This window comes from Streptomyces sp. CG 926 (genome assembly GCF_003148825.1).
Lineage (GTDB): Bacteria > Actinomycetota > Actinomycetes > Streptomycetales > Streptomycetaceae > Streptomyces.
Genome location: NZ_QGGZ01000002.1, coordinates 508417 through 526492 on the forward strand (window position 1 = coordinate 508417; position 18076 = coordinate 526492).

At 71.3% G+C, this 18076-nt stretch carries 20 protein-coding genes; 12 read left to right on the forward strand and 8 right to left on the reverse strand.

What is annotated here, in order from left to right:
* Window positions 1–34: 34 nt before the first annotated feature.
* From BCL76_RS07395 to BCL76_RS07415, 5 genes are all read left to right on the forward strand, one after another.
* Complete coding sequence (locus BCL76_RS07395; RefSeq protein WP_109778703.1) at window positions 35–658, forward strand: histidine phosphatase family protein; 624 nt, start codon at window positions 35–37, stop codon at window positions 656–658.
* Window positions 659–865: 207 nt separating this feature from the next.
* Entirely contained in the window at window positions 866–1243 is a 378-nt protein-coding gene (locus BCL76_RS07400) for a peptidase inhibitor family I36 protein (RefSeq protein WP_109778704.1), read from the forward strand.
* A gap of 133 nt (window positions 1244–1376) precedes the next feature.
* Window positions 1377–2204 carry a hypothetical protein gene (locus BCL76_RS07405; RefSeq protein WP_109778705.1) on the forward strand — a complete coding sequence of 276 codons (828 nt, stop codon included), beginning with the start codon at window positions 1377–1379 and terminating at the stop codon, window positions 2202–2204.
* 110 nt (window positions 2205–2314) lie between these two features.
* Window positions 2315–2665: a hypothetical protein gene (locus BCL76_RS07410; protein ID WP_109778706.1), complete on the forward strand. Its 351-nt coding sequence runs from the start codon at window positions 2315–2317 to the stop codon at window positions 2663–2665.
* A gap of 72 nt (window positions 2666–2737) precedes the next feature.
* Window positions 2738–3421: a DNA alkylation repair protein gene (locus BCL76_RS07415; protein ID WP_109778707.1), complete on the forward strand. Its 684-nt coding sequence runs from the start codon at window positions 2738–2740 to the stop codon at window positions 3419–3421.
* A gap of 20 nt (window positions 3422–3441) precedes the next feature.
* Here the strand turns inward: BCL76_RS07415 and BCL76_RS07420 are convergent, their stop codons facing one another.
* From BCL76_RS07420 to BCL76_RS07430, 3 genes are read right to left on the reverse strand one after another with little or no spacing between them, the layout of a single operon-like run.
* Complete coding sequence (locus BCL76_RS07420; RefSeq protein WP_109778708.1) at window positions 3442–5049, reverse strand: serine/threonine-protein kinase; 1608 nt, start codon at window positions 5047–5049, stop codon at window positions 3442–3444.
* A gap of 35 nt (window positions 5050–5084) precedes the next feature.
* Complete coding sequence (locus tag BCL76_RS07425) at window positions 5085–5351, reverse strand: DUF397 domain-containing protein (protein WP_109778709.1); 267 nt, start codon at window positions 5349–5351, stop codon at window positions 5085–5087.
* Entirely contained in the window at window positions 5311–6159 is an 849-nt protein-coding gene (locus BCL76_RS07430) for a helix-turn-helix domain-containing protein (protein WP_109778895.1), read from the reverse strand. The genes BCL76_RS07425 and BCL76_RS07430 overlap by 41 nt, the downstream gene beginning before the upstream one ends.
* A gap of 152 nt (window positions 6160–6311) precedes the next feature.
* On the opposite strand from BCL76_RS07430, the gene BCL76_RS07435 reads away from it, so the two are divergent.
* The 6 genes from BCL76_RS07435 (at window position 6312) to BCL76_RS07460 (ending at window position 12750) form a co-directional block, all read left to right on the forward strand.
* Window positions 6312–8132, forward strand: a complete 1821-nt coding sequence (locus BCL76_RS07435) for a serine/threonine-protein kinase (RefSeq protein WP_109778710.1) — start codon at window positions 6312–6314, stop codon at window positions 8130–8132.
* A gap of 95 nt (window positions 8133–8227) precedes the next feature.
* Complete coding sequence (locus BCL76_RS07440; protein WP_109778711.1) at window positions 8228–8872, forward strand: class I SAM-dependent methyltransferase; 645 nt, start codon at window positions 8228–8230, stop codon at window positions 8870–8872.
* A 74-nt stretch (window positions 8873–8946) separates the two neighbouring features.
* Complete coding sequence (locus BCL76_RS07445; protein WP_146228337.1) at window positions 8947–9561, forward strand: hypothetical protein; 615 nt, start codon at window positions 8947–8949, stop codon at window positions 9559–9561.
* A 119-nt stretch (window positions 9562–9680) separates the two neighbouring features.
* A complete protein-coding gene (locus BCL76_RS07450; RefSeq protein WP_109778713.1) occupies window positions 9681–10658 on the forward strand; it encodes an N-acetylmuramoyl-L-alanine amidase in 978 nt (325 codons plus the stop codon).
* Between the two features lie 153 nt (window positions 10659–10811).
* The gene (locus BCL76_RS07455; RefSeq protein WP_109778714.1) at window positions 10812–11639 is read left to right on the forward strand and encodes a DUF5336 domain-containing protein; all 828 of its coding nucleotides are present in this window, start codon (window positions 10812–10814) and stop codon (window positions 11637–11639) included.
* A gap of 100 nt (window positions 11640–11739) precedes the next feature.
* Window positions 11740–12750, forward strand: a complete 1011-nt coding sequence (locus BCL76_RS07460; RefSeq protein WP_109778715.1) for an LLM class F420-dependent oxidoreductase — start codon at window positions 11740–11742, stop codon at window positions 12748–12750.
* Window positions 12751–12754: 4 nt separating this feature from the next.
* On the opposite strand, the gene BCL76_RS07465 is transcribed toward BCL76_RS07460, so the two are convergent.
* On the reverse strand, window positions 12755–13141 hold the full coding sequence (locus tag BCL76_RS07465; protein ID WP_109778716.1) for a hypothetical protein: 387 nt from the start codon (window positions 13139–13141) through the stop codon (window positions 12755–12757).
* Between the two features lie 505 nt (window positions 13142–13646).
* Entirely contained in the window at window positions 13647–14216 is a 570-nt protein-coding gene (locus BCL76_RS07470) for a hypothetical protein (protein ID WP_109778896.1), read from the reverse strand.
* A 178-nt stretch (window positions 14217–14394) separates the two neighbouring features.
* Here BCL76_RS07470 and BCL76_RS07475 point away from each other — a divergent pair, with 178 nt between their 5' ends.
* Window positions 14395–14697 carry a hypothetical protein gene (locus tag BCL76_RS07475; RefSeq protein ID WP_037862823.1) on the forward strand — a complete coding sequence of 101 codons (303 nt, stop codon included), beginning with the start codon at window positions 14395–14397 and terminating at the stop codon, window positions 14695–14697.
* 16 nt (window positions 14698–14713) lie between these two features.
* Here BCL76_RS07475 and BCL76_RS07480 read toward each other — a convergent pair whose 3' ends face one another.
* The 3 genes from BCL76_RS07480 to BCL76_RS07490 form a co-directional block, all read right to left on the reverse strand.
* Complete coding sequence (locus tag BCL76_RS07480; protein ID WP_109778717.1) at window positions 14714–15796, reverse strand: prenyltransferase; 1083 nt, start codon at window positions 15794–15796, stop codon at window positions 14714–14716.
* Window positions 15793–16527 (reverse strand): class I SAM-dependent methyltransferase, encoded by a 735-nt coding sequence (locus BCL76_RS07485; RefSeq protein WP_109778718.1) that lies wholly within the window; start codon window positions 16525–16527, stop codon window positions 15793–15795. Before BCL76_RS07485 ends, BCL76_RS07480 begins: the two co-directional genes overlap by 4 nt.
* Window positions 16528–16591: 64 nt before the next feature.
* A complete protein-coding gene (locus BCL76_RS07490) occupies window positions 16592–17911 on the reverse strand; it encodes a glycosyltransferase family 4 protein (RefSeq protein ID WP_109778719.1) in 1320 nt (439 codons plus the stop codon).
* Window positions 17912–18076 lie beyond the last annotated feature (165 nt).

The window sequence follows — 18076 nt, forward strand, 5'->3', positions numbered from 1 at the left end:
GACAAGATCGATCGCGAGTTCGAAGGAGTCACGAATGACCGGCACGGCCACCCGATACCTCTATCTCGTCCGGCACGGCGAGGCGCTGCCGGACGAGAGCGGGCTCACCGAGAACGGCCGCCGGCAGGCCGTCCTGCTCGGCCGGCGCCTGAAGGACGTGCCCCTCGCGGCCGTCCATCACGGCCCGCTGCCCCGGGCGCAGGAGACGGCGCGCCTGATCGGCGACCAGCTGACCGGCGTCCCCCTGCACCGCTCGGAAGCGGCCGGCGACTACGTCCCGTACCTACCGGCACGGGAGGAGCTCCCGCCGGAATCGGCCGACCTCTATCTCCGCTTCCTCGAAGGCGCCTCCGCCGAGGAGCGTGAGCAGGGGCCCGAGCTGGCCCGCCGGGCGATGGACCTGTTCGCCGGGCCGGTGGACGGGGACGAGGACCGGCACGAGCTGGTCGTCACGCACAACTTCCTGGTCGCCTGGCTCGTTCGGGACGCCATGTTCGCGCCGAAATGGCGCTGGCTCGGCCTCAACCATTCCAACGCCGCCCTGACGGTCATCCGGTACGCGCCCGACCGGCCCGCCTGCGTCCTGTTCTCCAACGACATGCGGCACCTACCGGCCGAGCTGCGATGGACCGGTTTCCCGCCCGAGTTGCACATCTGAGTGCACCCCCACTCGGAAGGTCCACCGAACCCAATACACCTCAACTCGGTCTTATATACAGGCCGTTGAGTACCAATGGGCCATTCACTATAGTCGGCACCGACACGGCCGGCCCGGGTCCGAGCGTGCCGCATCCGGGAACCGACTCCCCCTCGTCGCGCCAGATTTGGTGTCGGCAGAGAACACCACGACATAGGGGGATGAATCATGCGCATGAAGCGGACCCTGGCACTCTTGGCTGCCGCAGCCGGCGTCACCATCGGAATGGCCACCCCGGCGAGCGCATACGCGTGCAACACCGGCTTTTTCTGTCTCTACTACAACTCGAACCAGGGTGGCGCCCGCTGGTTCACGGACGGCGACGTACCCAATCTCGCCGGGGAAATATTCACCACGTGGGCCAATGGTGAGGGCGAGCCGGTGAAGAACAATGCCGCCTCGACCCAGAACGCCTCTAACTACTGCTACCGGGTCTACTACAACTCGAACTATTCCGGCCCGTACGACACCGTCCAGGCGCACACGTCCCGGAACCTCGTGAACACGTACAACAACAACGCGTCCCTCAGGGACATGATCTGCTGAGCATCGGCGCCTGGTGCTGTGACCGGGAAAGGGTGTTCCGCCGCCGCGATCGCGGCCGCGGGGCACCCGTCCTTGCCACCCGTAGAGGAATCCAGTGAACGTGACCTCCCCTTCCTCCCGAGCGTGTGCCGGCATGGCGGTGCTCCTGCTCCCGCTCCTGTCCGCCTGCGCGGCCGACCCCGCCGCCCCCGGCGAAACCCCGGGGCCGACGGCGGCGCACCGGCTCGCCGACAGCAAGGCCCTCGAACTGCCGCTGGACGAGTACCTACTGACGACGATCGACGCCGGCGAGCTCGCCCGGGGACGCGATTCCCTCATGCGGAAGTGCCTGGCCGGACTGGGCGCCCCGTACACGCCCGAAGCGCGAGCAAACACCGATATCGAAACGAACGAGCGGCGCTACGGCCTGGCCGACGCGGAACTCGCGAAGCAACACGGCTATCACGTGCCGGACGTGGCGAAAACGGCCGAAGACTACCCATCGTCGATCATGCCGCTCGTCACGGGCCAAGCCACCACGCACAACGGCGTACCCGTACCGGAAGGCGGCTGCGCGGGACAGGCACAACGAGAACTCCACGAAACGGATCTGCAGGAAGCCCTGGCGCTTCCGCAGAAGCTCAACATGGAGAGCTACCTGAAGTCCCAGAAGGCCCCCGCGGTGGTGAAGGCGACCGAGGCCTGGTCGACGTGCATGAAGGAATCCGGTCACACCTATCCCGATCCGCTCGCCGCGATCAACGACAAGGAATTCAGCGCCGCGACCCCCGGACCCCACGAGAAGGAAGTGGCCCTCGCCGACGTCCTGTGCAAGCAGAAGGTGAACCTCATCGGCGTATGGTCCGACGCCGAGAGCGAATACCAGCGGTACGCGATCGAGTCCAACAAGAGCACCTTGGCGGAGCCACTGGCCGCCAAACAGCGGACCATGTCCGCCGCGAAGGCCGCGGCCGGGCCGTAGGAACGCGGGACCGCCGGTGCGGAAACCGCGTAGCCGCCGGGAACCCGATGCCGGTAGCGTCCGGTCCCCCGACCCGCCGGCCCGGCGGACCCGTTCCGAGAGCGACGCACATGACCGCCCCGCAGACGACGACCTTGTGGCGCCCCACCGGCCCTGAGGAGCTGGACCTGGTGCGGGAGCTGGACTGGCGCGCGTGGCCGCCCCGCCTGCCCGAGCAGCCGATCTTCTACCCGGTCCTCAACGAGGACTACGCGATCAGGATCGCCCGTGACTGGAACGTGAAGCACAGCGGCGTCGGCTTCGTCACCCGCTTCGAGGTCGACTCGGAGTTCTTGACCCGTTACCCCGTCCAGCAGGCGGGCGGCCGGACGATCCTCGAGCTCTGGGTCCCGGCGGAGGAGCTGGACGAGTTCAACGCCCACATCGTCGGCGAGATCCAGGTGGTCCACGAGTTCCGCTGAGGCGGACCACCGGCCCGGATCCGGAGCGCCATAGGGTGGCCGGAACTCATCCACGAAGGGTAGGAGGCCACGATGACCGGGACGACCGGGACCACGGTCGAGCAGGTCATGGCCGAGCTGGCCGGGCTGGAGGACCCGCGGATGCGCGAGGTCAACGAGCGGCACGGCGACGATCACGGCGTGAACCTCACCAAGCTGCGCGCGGTCGCCAAGCGGCTCAAGACGCAGCAGGACCTCGCACGCGACCTCTGGAAGACCGACGACAGCGCGGCCAGGCTCCTGGCCCTGCTGATCTGCCGCCCGAAGGCCTTCGAGCGGGACGAGCTGGACGCCATGCTGCGCGCGTCCCGCACCCCCAAGGTGCACGACTGGCTCGTGAACTACGTCGTCAAGAAGAGCCCGCACGCCGAGGAGCTGCGGCTCGCCTGGTTCGCGGATCCCGATCCGGTGGTCGCGAGCGCCGGCTGGGCCCTGACCACCGAACGGGTCGCGAAGAAGCCCGACGGCCTCGACCTCCCGGGACTGCTCGATGTCATCGAGGCGCAGATGAAGGACGCCCCGGAGCGTCTGCAGTGGGCGATGAACCACTGCCTGGCCCAGATCGGCATCGAGCACCCCGAGCACCGCGCCCGCGCGATCGACATCGGCGAGCGGCTGGAAGTCCTCAAGGACTACCCGACTCCCCCGAACTGCACGTCCCCGTTCGCACCCGCCTGGATCGGCGAGATGGTCCGACGGCAGCAGGAGAAGCAGTAGGACGGAGCCCTGCGGAGCCCTCAGCCGGATGTGGCGGGCACCGCCGCCAGCGCGGCCTTGGCGACCTCCTTGGCCTTCTGCTCGCAGGCCCCCGGATGGTGGACGGAGGCCGAGACGACCAGATTGCCGCTCCGGACGTTGAGGACACAGGTCTGGTCGGTGTCGCCGGACTTCCAGTACGCCCCGTCGCCGAATCCGAGGTTGCTCGCCCGCCTCCCCTCGGCCGCGTCCGCGGCAAAGGCGGTCTGCTGGAGCTTCGCGTTGCCGACGTCGTCACGGCCCCGCTTGACGTCCCACCGGACCTGCCCGATCCGACCGCCTGTCATGGGGTCGAACCAGGAGCACATCGTGTGCGCCTGGCTCTCGGTCGTACTGTGGAAGTCCTCCTTGGCATCCCGCCCGGTCAACGCGATGTTCCGGGTGACCTTGGGACAGGCCGGTACGTCGGCGTAGGCAGCGGGTGCAACGCCCCCCGCCACCCCGTCCAGGGCGTACGCGCCCACGCCGACACCCGTCGCCACCAGCACCCCGGCGGCCACCAGGGCAACCGTCCGCGACCGCGACCGCGGCAGGGTGTGCGACGGCTCGGTCGCCGTGGCCGCGGCCACCCGATCCACCGCCGCATCGGCCACGGGAACGGGAGCCGGAGCGGACCTGAGCTCGGGCCCGGGCGCGGCAGCGGGCACCGGCGTCGGCGTCGGTGGCACCGACACGGTCCCCGGCCCACCGGACAACAGCCGGTCGATGGCGGTGCGCTGGTCGGCCAGCATCCGGTCCACGGCGGCCGGCCACTGCCGCCCGGCCGGGGCGACCGGCCCGAGGAGTTCCAGCAGCTCCGCCGGTGTGGGCCGGGCGGCCGGGTCCTTGGCCAGGCAGCGCTCCACGATCCCGCGCAGACCGACCGGTACCGCACTCAGGTCGGGGGTGGAGTGCACCACGTCGTAGAGCGTCCGGAGGGTCGAGGCCCCGGTGAAGGGGCTGCTACCGGTGAACGCCATGACCAGCATCGAGCCGAGCGAGAACACATCGCTCGCCGGGGTCAGCGGCTTGCTCTCGGCCTGCTCGGGCGACATGAACGACGGCGAACCGATCACCCACCCGGTGCGCGTCAGCCCGGTGTCGCCCTCCGCCTCCGCCTCGCCCTCGGTGACGCGCGCGATACCGAGGTCGATGACGCGCACGCCGTCCTCGGTGAGAAGTACGTTGTCCGGCTTGAGGTCCCGGTGGATCAGCCCCGCCCGGTGGATCTCCGCGAGGGCCGACGCCAGCCCGGCCGCGAGCCGGTGGACGGCGTCCTCGTCCAGCACCCCGTCCGCCTTGACCACGGCGCCCAGCGAGGGCCCGGCCACGAACACCGAGGCCAGCCACGGCGTCGGCGCGTCCGGGTCGGCGTCCATGACGGCGGCCGTGTAGGCACCAGAGACCTTGCGCGAAGCGGCGACCTCGCGCCGGAACCGGGCCCGGAAGCCCTCGTCGTCGGCGAAGTGCGCGAGCACCTGCTTGACGGCGACGAGCCGCCCGTCGGGCCCCGCGCACAGCAGCACCCGCCCCATGCCGCCCTGCCCGAGCACACCGGCCACCTTGAACGGCCCGACGTGCGTCGGACCGTCCGGTCCTACGTGCTTCATGTCCCCCCGACTCCCTCCCCGTCGTCAGGGGCGGATCATACAGAGACGGACCTCACGAAGGCCTGGAACGCGGCCGGTTGGACGGTGAAAACGGGTCCCTCGGGGTTCTTGGAGTCCCGTACGGCAACGAGGCAGGGCTGAGCGGCGACCTCGACGCATTCACCGCCGGTGTCCCCGCTGTACGAGGACTTGAGCCAGCCGGTGTCACCGAGCGGCGCGCACTCGACGCACTGGCCGCCGGTGTCAGAGCTGTACGAGGACTTACGCCATCGTGCGCCCGTCAGGTTCTGGATGATCTCCATAGCGTTCCTCCATTACGCGGGCGATCCGAACCGCCGATTCCTCCAGGGAGAGCGCGGCAGCCTGCAAGTGATCGTAACGGAGCGAACCTTCCCTGAGAGCCTGCGGATTGGCCGTCATATACCCCTGGACGAAGTCCTCGGTGTAGACCATGTCCGGGTCGCCGTCGAACCGCATGAGGCTGAACGAGCCTGGCTGCCCAGCATGGGCGCCCGCCTCGAATGGCAGGATCTGCACCTGCACCCACTGCCGCCTCTGCTGGGCCAGCAAATGGGTAAGTTGATTCCGCATGACCTCCCGGCCGCCGATCTCCTGGTGCAGCACCGCCTCGCTCATGACCACCCACATCAGTGGCGGATTTTCGCGGTCGAGTACGCGCTGACGCTCCATCCGGGCCGCCACTTTCGCGTCGAGGTCGTCCTCACCCCACACCCCCAGCACCGCGCGCGCGTATGCCTCTGTCTGCAGCAGTCCGTCCACCAACTGCGCCTGGTAGGTGGAGAGGTAAGTCGCCCGCGCCTCCATCTCCGCATAGGCCTGGAACCACGTCGGCAGCACGCTCCGCAGGACCAGACCCACCAGCCGCGAGAACACCCCATCCGTGCCCAGCGCCGCGTCCACCCGCTCCGAGAAGTCCCGCGTCGGGACCCGCTTCGTCGTCTCGATCTGGCCGATCAGCGAGCCCGTGCAGTAGATGATCTCGCCCAGCTGCGCCTGCTTCAGGCTGGCGGCCTCTCTCAGCCGCCGCAGTTCGTAGCCGTAGTAGTCCAGCGGGGAAGCGCTGGGATCGAGTTCGCGGATCTTGACCATGAGGAGGTCGCCCCCAAGTTCACGCTGTTCGGCGTTCATGCCGCTGCCGCCGAGCGTAATGACGCCACCACACACAGGGGTTGGAACCGTCCAACTGGTCACCGTCCGGTCGAAATCGGTAACCCTTCGGCACGGTCGGCCATAATGCGAACGTGCGGGAAGAGATCGAAGAGCGGTACGCGCTGGAGGAGTTGCTGGGCCAGGGCGGTTTCGGCGAGGTGTGGCGGGCCGAGGACAGTCGGGTGGGGCGGCAGGTCGCAGTCAAGATCGGATATCCGCAGACGCCCGAGGACACCCGGCGCTTCGAGCGCGAGGCGAGCCTCGCCGGGAACCTCGCGCACCCCAACATCGCCACCATCCACGACTTCGGCCGCACCGAGCGCCAGGGGCGCGACGCCGTCTACCTCGTCATGGAGCTGCTCCGGGGCCGCAGCCTGGCCGACGTGCTGGAAGCCGGGCTACCGCCGCTCGCGGACGCCCTGGAGTGGGCCGGGCGCATCGCGGACGCGCTGGGGGCGGCGCACGCCGCCGGGATCGTCCACCGGGACGTCAAGCCGGCCAATGTGATGGTCACGGACGGCGGGGTGACGAAGGTGCTCGACTTCGGCATCGCCAAGGCCGGGGCCGGCAGCGGCGGCGCCACCACGACGACGGGGCTGACGGCCACCGGCATGGTCATCGGCTCGTTCCCCTACATGGCGCCCGAGCGGTGGACCGGCGGGGCGAACGGCGTGCCCGTCGACGGGCGGGCCGACCTGTACGCCCTGGGCTGCGTCCTCATGGAGCTGGTGACCGGCAGCCACCCCTTCGCCGGGGCCCGCGAGATGCACGAGCTGCTCGCCCAGCACCTCACGACCGCGCCGCCCGCGCCGAGTTCGCTGCGCGCGGAGCTACCGGCCGCGCTGGACTCCCTCGTCCTGGACCTCCTCGCCAAGGACCCGGCGGACCGGCCCGCGGACGCGGCGGAGGTGTCCCGGCGGCTCGCGGAGATCGCCCGGACCGGGACCACCCCGACCCCCGCGCCGACGGTCGCCTTCCCGCCCCCACCCGCGTACGCCCCCACCGTGCACACGGCGGCCGCCGATCCGGTCCGCGCGATGTTGGAGCGCAGGCTGACGCAGTTGGTGGAGGACGAACCGGTCGACGTCGTGGAACGGCTGCGCATGCTGACCGACGATCTGACCGAGGAGTTCGGCGCGCAGGACGCGCTGACGGTGCGGGCCGCCTACCACCGCGTGATGCGGCTTCCTGGGCGGTCCAGGACGACCGATCTGGAACGCCTGCTTCCGCGCATGGTGCGGGTGCTGGGCCTGGAGCACCCGGACACCATCACCGGGCGGGCCGCCTGGGTCGGCGAGGCGGCGGCCTTCGGGTCCGGGGACGGCCGCCGGAGCGAGCAGGAACTGCGCGAGATCGTCGAGCAGGCGACGCGGGTACTGGGCAGGCACCACCTGGTCACCCTGACCGCCCGCTACCACCTCGCCTCGGCCATGCACCGGGGCGCCCACGCCCGCGACGGCCAGTGGGACGCGCGCAGCCGGGAGCGCGCGCTCGGCGAACGGGCCTGGCTGGGGCCGCTGCTGCCCGACCTGGAGTGGGCCTTGACCGCCGACAGTCCTGTCCTGTTGGACGTACGGCGCCGGCTGGCCCACGACGCCTGGCTGATCGGTGACGTCGCCGGCGCCGCGCTCCTGTACCGGCGGCTCTTCCCCGACCTCGCCGAACTCGCCGACCGCGGCGATCCGGAGGTGGCCCACCGGGTGCTGCGCACCATCGGCGAGGCGGGCGATCCGGCGGCCGCCCTGGCGCACATGAACCTGCTGCTGCACCGACTCCCCTTCCTGTCCGGCATGCAGGGGCTGGCCCAGGAGGTCTCCGACACCCGGGCGGACTTCCGGCGTGCCGTCCGGGAGCAGCGGCGGGCGGAAGGGGCCGGCGGGACGGGCGGCCTGGCCCGGCTGTTCGGCCGCTGACGGGGAGGCGGCGTAGGAGCCGGCCCCGGCCGTAGCGCCCTACCGACCGGTAAGGCAGCATGGGCCGCCACACGTCGCTCAGCAGGAGGAACACCATGGCCGCCCAGCCCAAGCCGGAGACCCTCGCCGCCTTCGAGGCCGCCAAGGGGTTCATGCCCGTACGGGAGGGGCTCGCCCTGTACGAGGCGGCCGCCGCGGCCGGTGCGCTCGGGCTGCCGCTGCTGGAGGTCGGGACGTACTGCGGCCGCTCCACCATCCTGCTCGCCGACGCCGCCCGCGAGGCGGGCGTGGCGGCGATCACCGTGGACCACCACCGGGGCAGCGAGGAGCAGCAGCCGGGCTGGGAGTACCACGACCCGACGGTGGTGGACCCGGAGGTCGGGCTGATGGACACCCTGCCGACCTTCCGCCGGACCCTGCACAAGGCCGGGCTGGAGGACCACGTGATCGCGATCGTCGGCCGGTCCCCGCAGGTCGCGGCGGCCTGGGGCGGCAAGCTCGGCTTCGTCTTCATCGACGGCGGCCACACCGACGAGCACGCGAGCGGCGACTACGAGGGCTGGGCCCCGCACGTCGCGGAGGGCGGCACGCTCGTCATCCACGACGTCTTCCCGGACCCGGCCGACGGCGGCCAGGCCCCGTACCGCATCTATCTGCGGGCCCTGGCCTCCGGCGCCTTCGAGGAGATCTCGGTCACCGACTCGCTGCGCGTGCTGCGCCGCACGGGCGCGGGCGTCTGACTCCGCGACCGACAGCTGTTCACAACCCGCCTGACCCGCCTGCTACCGGCGACCCGCAGACAGGAAAGTACGACGTGAATTTATCGCGCACCCGCACCATGCCCGTCCTTCTGGTCCTCGGGGCGGGTGCGCCGCTCGGCGCGCTCGGTGCGCTCTCGGGTAAATCCGACAGCCCGTTCTTCCACGTCACGGGCGTCGTGTTCTCCGGGGGATGGTCGTGGGCGTGCTTCGCCTTCGTCGTCGGGTACACCCGGCGATCGAAGATCGAGTCGGCCTGTCTGGCATCGGCGGGACTGGCCGTCGGTGTGGTCGTCTACTACGTGCTCAAGTGGCTGAGCCCCGTCGCTCCGATCGGAATGTCGTCCGACGGGATCGAACCAGACGGGATCTCGGCGGGAATCATCGCCTGGGGAATCGCCGCTCTTCTGTTCGGCGCCCCCATGGGTCTTTTCGGGAATCTCGCGCGGATCCCCGGAATCGGCGGACTCGCGTTCCGCCTCCTCGTTCCGCTCATCGCCTTTGTCGAGACGTCCGCACGTCTGGAAGCGGAAGCGGCCTCGGCGGGGAAATTCGTCGAGGTGACCTGGGACACGATTCGGGTGCTCGCCGTCCTCGCCGCCGTGGCTCTGGTGGGGCACATGGTGTGGGAGTGGGTGCGCTCGGCGCGGAAGCGGGAAAGCCGGGCCTGAGGCACCGGTCACACAGGCGTGCGCATATGACCTGATGAACGCCGGGCTGACAATCGCACCACGCCTTCGGATGGCCTACGGTCCGGACGAGGGTCGGGAGGCCGGTCTAGCATCGCGGCGTGCGCAACGACAACAGCCCCCCGCCCCCCGAGTCCGGCTCGTCCATCGACCCGGACCGGTCCTGGTTCACCCGACGCTCCACGCTCGTCGTCGGGGTTGCCGCGCTCGCCCCGGCCGCTCTGGCGGGGTGGGTCCTGACCCAGGCGTTCGCCGGATCGGGGTCCGACGGGCCGTCCGGCTCGGCATCGCGGTCCGCCTCGCACGCGGCCCTGTCGCCGGGCCAGCGCGACGCGAAGCCGGGCTCCACCCCCAGTGCGAGCACGAGCACCGCCGCGGCCGCACCCGCACCCGCACCCGCCAAGGGCCCGCTCACCGGCAAGACGGTGGTCGTCGACCCCGGCCACAACGCCGGAAACTTCGAGCACACCGAAGAGATCGACCAGCAGGTCGACATCGGTACGAACCGCAAGGAATGCGACACCACCGGTACCACCACCAACGCCGGCTACAAGGAGGCGGACTTCACCCTCGACGTCTCCCTGCGCCTGCGGACCGCCCTGGAGAGCCAGGGCGCCAAGGTCGTCCTCACCCACCAGGCCGACCGCCCGTGGGGCCCCTGCATCACCGAGCGGGCCCGCATCGGCAACGAGGCGCAGGCCGACGCCGTCGTGTCCGTCCACGCCGACGGGGTCTCGGCGGGCAACCGCGGCTTCCACATCATCCTTCCGGCCAAGGTCAAGAGCGGCGCCGCCGACACCGCGAAGATCGTCGAACCGTCGCGGCAGCTCGGCGAGCGGATCGCCGGGAACTTCGCCCGCACCACCGGCTCCGCGCCCGCCAACTACCTCGGCAGCGGTACCGGATTGGTGGTGCGCGACGATCTCGGCGGACTGAACCTGTCAACTCGCCCCAAGGTGTTCATCGAATGCGGCAACATGCGTGACGCCAAGGACGCGGCGCAGCTGACGAGTCCGGAGTGGCGGCAGAAGGCAGCCCAGGGCATCGCGGACGGCATCGTCGGCTTCCTCGGCGGGTAGGCCCCCTCGGGAGTCCGGCGGGACCACCCGTCGACCCGATCATCTCGGCCGTCGGAAACCTCCGTACCATGGTGCCGCCCGCCCTGCTGCAGACACGCTCTGCGACCGTGGCACCACGAGACGACGACCGAGACCGAGAAGGACACCTGAGACGTGAACATCCGCTCCCTCACTCGAGGCGACGGCGTGGTGATCGGAGCAGCGGCGCTGCTGTTCATCGCCTCGTTCCTCGATTTCTACTCCGCCACCGGCGTCGACCGGCCGAGCCCGTGGGACCTCGGCGCCAACCACCTGACGCTCCCCAGCATCTTCCTGCTCGGCTTCATCGCCGCGGGTCTGCTGATCGCGGCCCGCTTCCAGCCGGAGCGCAAGGTGGTCGGCCTGCCGCTGACGGCGTGGGGCACCGTGCTCGCCGTCTCCGCCGCCTGGTCGTCGGTGTGGGCGCTCATCGCGTGCCCTGAGCTGCTCGACCTGGGCGCGGGCTCCATCCTCGCCCTCATCGCCACGCTGGCCCTGGCCGGTGTGGCCGTGGCCGGCGCGAAGGTCCCGGCGCTGGCCGGTCAGCTCGTCCCGGAACCGCGGCCCGCCGCGGTCCCGCCGTACGGCGGCCAGCCGGGCCAGCCCCAGCCGGGTGCCGGGTACGGCTACCCGGGCGCGCAGCAGCAGACCCCGTACGGCTCCACCCCGCAGCCGGTCCCGCCGTACGGCGGCACGCCGAACCCGACGCCGGGCCCCGGTCCGCAGGACGCGCAGCACACCCCGGCCCCGGCTCCGGCCGCGGACTTCACCCCGTTCTGGTTCGCCGTGCCGGTGGCCCGCCCCCTGTACGGGGAGGACGGCTCGCCGACCCCGATCGCCGAACTCGCCCCGGGCACCTGGTACCTGGCCGTCGAGCAGCGTGGCGCCGCCACCCTGATCGCCCAGACCCAGGACGGCCGCCGCGGCGTCCTGAACGACACCTCGGGCATCCAGCGCGGCTGACCGCCACCCGGACCCAGGCCGACGGCCCCCCGCCCTTCCGGGCGGGGGGCCGTTGCCCTACAGTCACCTGACGCCTCGTCAGATTCTGGAGGGACCGGACATGCGCCTCGGACTCGCACTCGGCTACTGGGGCCGCGGCCCCCACCCCGACCACCTCGACCTCGCCACCGAGGCCGAGAACCTCAGCTACCACTCGGTGTGGACCGCCGAAGCCTGGGGCTCGGACGCCTTCACCCCCCTGACCTGGATCGCCGCGCACACCTCCCGGATCCGGCTCGGCACGGCCATCGCGCAGATGGCCGCCCGTACCCCCACCGCCACCGCCATGCACGCCCTGACCCTGGACCACCTCTCCGGCGGCCGGATGATGCTCGGCCTCGGCCTGTCCGGGCCACAGGTCGTCGAAGGCTGGTACGGACGCCCCTTCCCCGCGTCACCGCTCACCGCCACCCGCGAATACGTGGACATCGTCCGGCAGGTGCTGCGCCGCGAGGGCCCGGTCGCGCTGGACGGCCGCTTCCACAGCCACCCGTACCGCGGCGAGGACGGCACCGGCATCGGCAAACCGCTGAAACCGATCACCCACCCGCTGCGTGCGGACCTGCCGATCCTCCTCGGCGCGGAGGGCCCGAAGAACATCGCCCAGACCACCCGCATCGCCGACGGCTGGCTCCCCCTGTACTGGTCCCCGACCCGCACCGACGTCTACCAGGCCTCCCTCACCGACCTCCCCGAGGGCTTCATGATCGCGCCGATGGCTCGCGCCAAGGTCTGCGACGACGTCGCGGAGGGACTGCTCCCGGTCAAGGCGATGCTCGGCTTCTACATCGGCGGCATGGGCCACGCGGCCCGCAACTTCCACGCCGACCTGATGGCCCGCATGGGCTACGAGGAGGAGGCCCGCCGGATCCAGGAGCTGTTCCTCGCGGGCCGCAAGGAGGAGGCGGTCCTGGCCGTGCCCGACGCCTTCGCCGACGAGATCTCGCTCATCGGCCCCAGGGAACGGATCGCCGAACGCCTGGACCTCTGGCGCAAGGGCCCCGTGACCGACCTGCTCCTGACGGCCCCGGACCCGCACACCCTGCGCGTCCTGGCGGAACTCAACAGCTGAGGGATCAGGACTCGGCCTGCGGCACGGACTCCAACAGCTCCCGCACGTCCAGCGGCATGACGGCGATCTCGATGCTGCCGCCGCCGTCGTAGGAGCAGGCGACGATCCGCGAGCCGGGGTTGATGGAGATCCCCTCCTTCATGGAGGGCACCCGGATCCCGGTGGCCCGCGCGCCGGGCAACGCCACGGGCGCCCCGCGCCCCGGAACCCACCGGGCCGCGCCCTGGTCCCCGTACACCCGTCCCGCCCGCCAGCGGCCCTCACCGGCCGGGATCCGGACCATGCACGGAATCCCGGGCACGGGCCCGGCGGCCGTCCGAGCACGATGCTTGCGCCGCAGCAGCCACCCGGCCCCGACGGCGGCGAGGACACCCACCACGATCTCGATCACGGCACCATTGTCCGGGGTGCGGGTGCGTTTCCGAGTACGGCCCGGTGGTCGCGCCTCAAACGCCGGCGGGGCTGGGGTTGGCTGCGGCCTCGGTGGTCGCGCCTCAATCGCCGGCGGGGCTTGGGTTTGGCTTCGGGTGGGGCGGGGCCCCTCCGGGGGCTCTCCTCGGCTCGCGCGGCGCGGCCATGGTTGTGCTGTGCGGCCTCGGTTGCGCGCTCGTCCTGCGGGGAGCCCCCGGAGTGTCCCCGCCCCACGGCCGCGGTCAGGCAGGTGGGGGTGTGGGGACGGTGGGGGGTGTCCCCGCAGGACGAGCGCGCACCACCGGGTACAGCCGAGACCCGGGGTACCGCGCGAGCCGAGGAGACACCCGCCGCCGGCCCCGCACCCCCACCCCACCGGCCCGGCGGCCCAACCCCAGCCCCGCCGGCGATTGAGGCGCGACCACCGGGTGGCACCCGGACGACGAACCCGCACCGCCCGGCCAGGGCAAGGGCAAGGGCAGAAACTAACCGCCCAGCTGCGACGCGCTCGGGACCTTGTCCGTCACCGTCGCGCCCGCGCTCTGCCCGGCTTCCTTCACGCTGTTGATGACGCTGTCGAACGCGTCGATGTCACCGTCACCCGCCTGCCCCTTGCGCAGCTTGCTGCCGAGGCCCTTGAGCGACTCGATGCCCGCCGCCAGCGGGGCCACCGCCTTCGCCAGCAGCGGGTCGCCCTTGGCGTTCTCGGTCGCCGCCTTGAGCCGGTTGTACGCGAACGCGCCCGCCAGGCCCGCCTTGATCAGCGCGAAGGTACGGCCCTTGGCGCCCTTCTTGAACTTGCCCGCTCGATACGGCTTGACGATCCACTGGTACGTCGCGCCGGCCGCGAGGCTCGCGTTGGCGACGAACCGCGTCTTGGCGAACTTCTGCTTCTCCGCGGAGGTGCTGGGTGACGGCGTCGCGGCGGCCAGTTCGTCGGCCTCGGCGGCGACGGGCTCCGCCGCCGCGAGGGCGGCCAGCTCACCCATCGACGCGGCGGACAGCTCCTCGCGCGGGCCGCTGCCACCACTGCCGCATGCGGTGGCGCCGACCATCAGCGCGGTGGACAGCACCACGGCGGTGACGGCGCGGCGGAATCGGACGGTCGTGGGTACGGACACGGTTTCCTCCGGAGACTGAGGCGTCCTTCGCAGCCTCGCCCCGGTCCCCGCGCCCCGCCACCGGGGGAACCCGTTCGGGTTTACGACACGCCAAGGCGGCAACACGGGCCGTATGAGCACTCACACACGAGTACGCACCCGAGGAAGCAGTCAGGCAGGCCGTGCCGTCGCGCTGGTGGCGGACGTGCTCGCCTTCATCATCGGTCTCTGGATCCTGCTCTACCTGCTGGAGGCCAACCAGGGCAACGCCCTGGTCGACTTCGTCCACGACATCGCCTCCTGGCTCGCGGCCTGGTCCTACGACCTGTTCACCTTCAGCCGCGAATGGGTCCAGGTCGTCATCGGCTACGGCATCGCCGCCGTGGCCTATCTCCTGGTCGGCCACGCCGTCGCCGGCTGGCTCTACCGCCGCTGACCGGTCGATCGACCGGTCAGCCGCAGCAGTCCGGTTCCAGCCCGGCCGGGAGCGTGGTCCCGCCGAACACCTCGGTGGTGGCCTCGTCCCCGCCGAGCGCCGCGACGGCGAGCAGCAGGGACCCGGCCGTCCAGGTGGTCTGCTCCACCGGCCAGACGGCCTCGTCCTGGAACACGTACCCCGTCCAGTACATGCCGTTGTCCGCGCGCAGGTGGGTGATCGACCGCAGGATCTCCAGCGCCCGGTCCGACTCCCCCGTCGCCCACAGCGCGAGCGCCAGCTCGCAGGACTCTCCGCCCGTCACCCACGGGTTGGGCAGTACGCAGCGCACGCCCAGGTCCGGGACCACGAACTCGTCCCAGCGCTCGTCGATGCGCGCCCTGGCCTCGGAGCCGGTCAGGGCCCCGCCGAGGACCGGGTAGTACCAGTCCATCGAGTAGTGGTTCTTGTCGAGGAACCGCTCCGGGTGGCGCCGGATGGCGTGCCGCAGCGCGCCCGCCGCCAGCTCCCAGTCGGGCTGCGGCTCCTCACGGTGCTCGGCGATGGCCAGCGCGCAGCGCAGCGCCTGGTGGATGGAGGAGGAGCCGGTGAGGAGGGCGTCGGTGACGGCCGTGCCGTCCGCCTCCCGCTTCCAGCCGATCTCGCCGCCGGGCTGCTGGAGCGTCAGGACGCACTCCACGGCCGCGTACACGGCCGGCCACATGCGGTCGAGGAAGGTGTCGTCGCCGGTGGACAGGTAGTGGTGCCACACGCCGACGGCTATGTAGGCGGTGAAGTTGCTCTCGCGGCTCGCGTCCTGCGGCTCGGCGGTGTCCACCCCGTCGGGCCGGTCGGCGTAGGCCGCGTACCAGGAACCGTCCTGGTTCTGGTGCCGGGCCAGCCACGTGTACGCCCGCTCCGCGGCCTCGTGCTCACCGGCCGCGTCGAGTGCCATCGCGGCCTCGGTGTGGTCCCACGGGTCGAGGTGGTGCCCGCGGAACCACGGTATGGCGCCGTCGGCGCGCTGCGCGGCGAGGATCCCCGCCACCGTGAGGGCGGCCTCCTCGGCCGTCAGTACGCCGTCCAGGACCAGGTGTTCGGTGCGCCCCGGCGAGCTCACTGGGTCGCGCCGACGGGGAGGTGGGGCTTGGTCGCGTAGGCGACGAAGCTCTTGCCGATGATCGGGTTCAGGGCCTGCTCCGCGAGCCGCGTCGCCATCGGCTTCTTCATGATGTCCCAGACCAGGAGCTTGTGGTACGCCTTGACGGGCAGCGCCTTGTCGTTGTCGACGCCGAAGGCGCACTTGAGCCACCAGTACGGGGAGTGCAGCCCGTGCGCGTGGTGCGTGCCGTACGGCTTGAGGCCCGCGGCCTTCATCTTGCCGAGCAGCTCGTCCGCCTTGTAGATGCGGATGTGGCCGCCCTCGACCTCGTGGTAGGCGTCGGAGAGCGCCCAGCAGATCTTCTCGGGGCCGTAGCGCGGCACGGTGATGGCGATGCGCCCGCCGGGCTTGAGCACGCGCACCATCTCGGCGAGCACGCCCTTGTCGTCGTGGATGTGCTCCATCACCTCGGAGATGATGACGACGTCGAAGGAGTCGTCGGGGAAGGGCAGCGCGAGCGCGTCGCCCTCCATGGCGGTGGCGGTGGCCCCGGCGGGGGCCTCACCGGCCTCCTTCATCGCTGCGAACCACTTGGCGACCTCGCGGATCTCCTCGCCGTTGCGGTCGACGGCGACCACCTGGGCGCCTCTCCGGTAGCACTCGAAGGCGTGCCGGCCTGCGCCGCAGCCCAGGTCGAGTACGCGGTCGCCTGCGGCGAGCGGGAACCGGGAGAAATCGACGGTCAGCACGGGGTCCTGCCTTCGCGGTCGCGGGGGTGTTCGGGGGATGGTGAGGAAGCGGGGGTGGCGGAGGTCAGCGCGCCCGGCGGGTACGGCCGGCGGCGGCCTGCTCGATGGCGGCGCGGTAGTGCGCGACGGTGCCCTTGGCGGCCGCGGCCCAGGTGAACCGGGTCAGGACCCGTTCGCGTCCGGCGGCTCCGAGGCGGGCCCGCAGCAGGGGGTCGCCCAGCGTCCGGCCCAGCGCGGCGGCCAGCGCGCCCGCGTCGCCCGGGGGCACCGCGAGGCAGGTCTCGCCGTCGGGTCCGGCGACCTCGGGGATCGCGCCGCCGGTGGTGGCGACGAGCGGGGTGCCGGTGGCCATGGCTTCGGCCGCCGGGAGCGAGAAGCCTTCGTAGAGGGAGGGCACGCAGGCGATCTGGGCGCTGCGGTAGAGGTCGACGAGTTCGGCGTCGGTGATGCCCTTGACGAAGCGGACGGCGTCCTGGAGGCCGTACGTCTCGATGGCGCGGGCGACGGGACCCTGCTCGGCGCGCTTGCCGACGACCACGAGGTGGGCCTCGGGCTGCTCGGTACGCAGCTTCGCGAGCGCCTCGACGAGGTACACGAGCCCCTTGAGCGGTACGTCGGCGCTGGAGGTGGTGACGATGCGGCCCGGCACCTCGGCCACGGACGGGTCCGGCGACCAGAGGTCGATGTCGGCGCCGATGTGCACGACGTGGATGCGCTCGTCCCGGACGCCCAGGTGCTGGGCGATCTCCTGCTGGGAGGACCCGGAGACGGTGAGTACGGACGGCAGCCGGCGGGCCACTCGGCCCTGCATGCGGGTGAAGCCGTACCAGCGGCGTACGGAGGCCCGCTTCAGCCGGCCCCGCGCGGCGTCGAGGTCGAGTTTGCGGTCGACGGTGATGGGGTGGTGGATCGTGGTGACCAGCGGGGCGCCGAGGTCGGCGAGGAGGCCGTAGCCGAGGGTCTGGTTGTCGTGGATGACGTCGAATTCACCCGCACGTGCGGCCAGATGGCGGCGGGCGCGCAGCGAGAAGGTCAGCGGCTCGGGGAAGCCGCCGGTCCACATGGTGGCGACCTCGACGGCGTCGATCCAGTCCCGGTACTCGTCACGCTTGGGTGTGCGGAAGGGGTCCGGGCTGCGGTACAGGTCCAGGCTCGGGAGTTCGGTGAGCGAGGCGCCCGTGTCGAGGACCGGGTAGGGCTGCGCGCCGATGACTTCGACGGAGTGCCCCAGCTGTACGAGTTCGCGCGAGAGGTGGCGGACGTAGACGCCTTGGCCGCCGCAGAACGGGTTCCCCTTATAGGTGAGGAGTGCGATGCGCAGCGGGCGGTCGCCGTCGGCGGCGGGGCCCGCGAAAGGGCTCGTCACCATGGCCTCTGCGGTCACTCTCGGCCCCCTTCTCACTGCAACTTTCGCCGGAGCGTAACCGCTCGGATAATGTAGAACAAGTTTCAGACTTGATCCGTCGAAGACCATTGAATCTACCGGCCGGAAACCACACCGTAAGAGGCGGAGCAGGTGATTCGCGCCACGGCTCCTGCGCCTACGATG

What these genes read in the sequence shown, in the direction of transcription:
- BCL76_RS07475 (WP_037862823.1), top strand. Translation starts at nt 14,395, where the DNA reads ATGAGCACTCACACACGAGTACGCACCCGAGGAAGCAGTCAGGCAGGC.
- BCL76_RS07425 (WP_109778709.1), bottom strand. Translation starts at nt 5,351, where the DNA reads ATGGAGATCATCCAGAACCTGACGGGCGCACGATGGCGTAAGTCCTCG.
- BCL76_RS07405 (WP_109778705.1), top strand. Translation starts at nt 1,377, where the DNA reads ATGGCGGTGCTCCTGCTCCCGCTCCTGTCCGCCTGCGCGGCCGACCCC.
- BCL76_RS07415 (WP_109778707.1), top strand. Translation starts at nt 2,738, where the DNA reads ATGACCGGGACGACCGGGACCACGGTCGAGCAGGTCATGGCCGAGCTG.
- BCL76_RS07470 (WP_109778896.1), bottom strand. Translation starts at nt 14,216, where the DNA reads ATGGTCGGCGCCACCGCATGCGGCAGTGGTGGCAGCGGCCCGCGCGAG.
- BCL76_RS07460 (WP_109778715.1), top strand. Translation starts at nt 11,740, where the DNA reads ATGCGCCTCGGACTCGCACTCGGCTACTGGGGCCGCGGCCCCCACCCC.
- BCL76_RS07420 (WP_109778708.1), bottom strand. Translation starts at nt 5,049, where the DNA reads ATGAAGCACGTAGGACCGGACGGTCCGACGCACGTCGGGCCGTTCAAG.
- BCL76_RS07400 (WP_109778704.1), top strand. Translation starts at nt 866, where the DNA reads ATGCGCATGAAGCGGACCCTGGCACTCTTGGCTGCCGCAGCCGGCGTC.
- BCL76_RS07430 (WP_109778895.1), bottom strand. Translation starts at nt 6,159, where the DNA reads ATGGTCAAGATCCGCGAACTCGATCCCAGCGCTTCCCCGCTGGACTAC.
- BCL76_RS07395 (WP_109778703.1), top strand. Translation starts at nt 35, where the DNA reads ATGACCGGCACGGCCACCCGATACCTCTATCTCGTCCGGCACGGCGAG.
- BCL76_RS07410 (WP_109778706.1), top strand. Translation starts at nt 2,315, where the DNA reads ATGACCGCCCCGCAGACGACGACCTTGTGGCGCCCCACCGGCCCTGAG.
- BCL76_RS07440 (WP_109778711.1), top strand. Translation starts at nt 8,228, where the DNA reads ATGGCCGCCCAGCCCAAGCCGGAGACCCTCGCCGCCTTCGAGGCCGCC.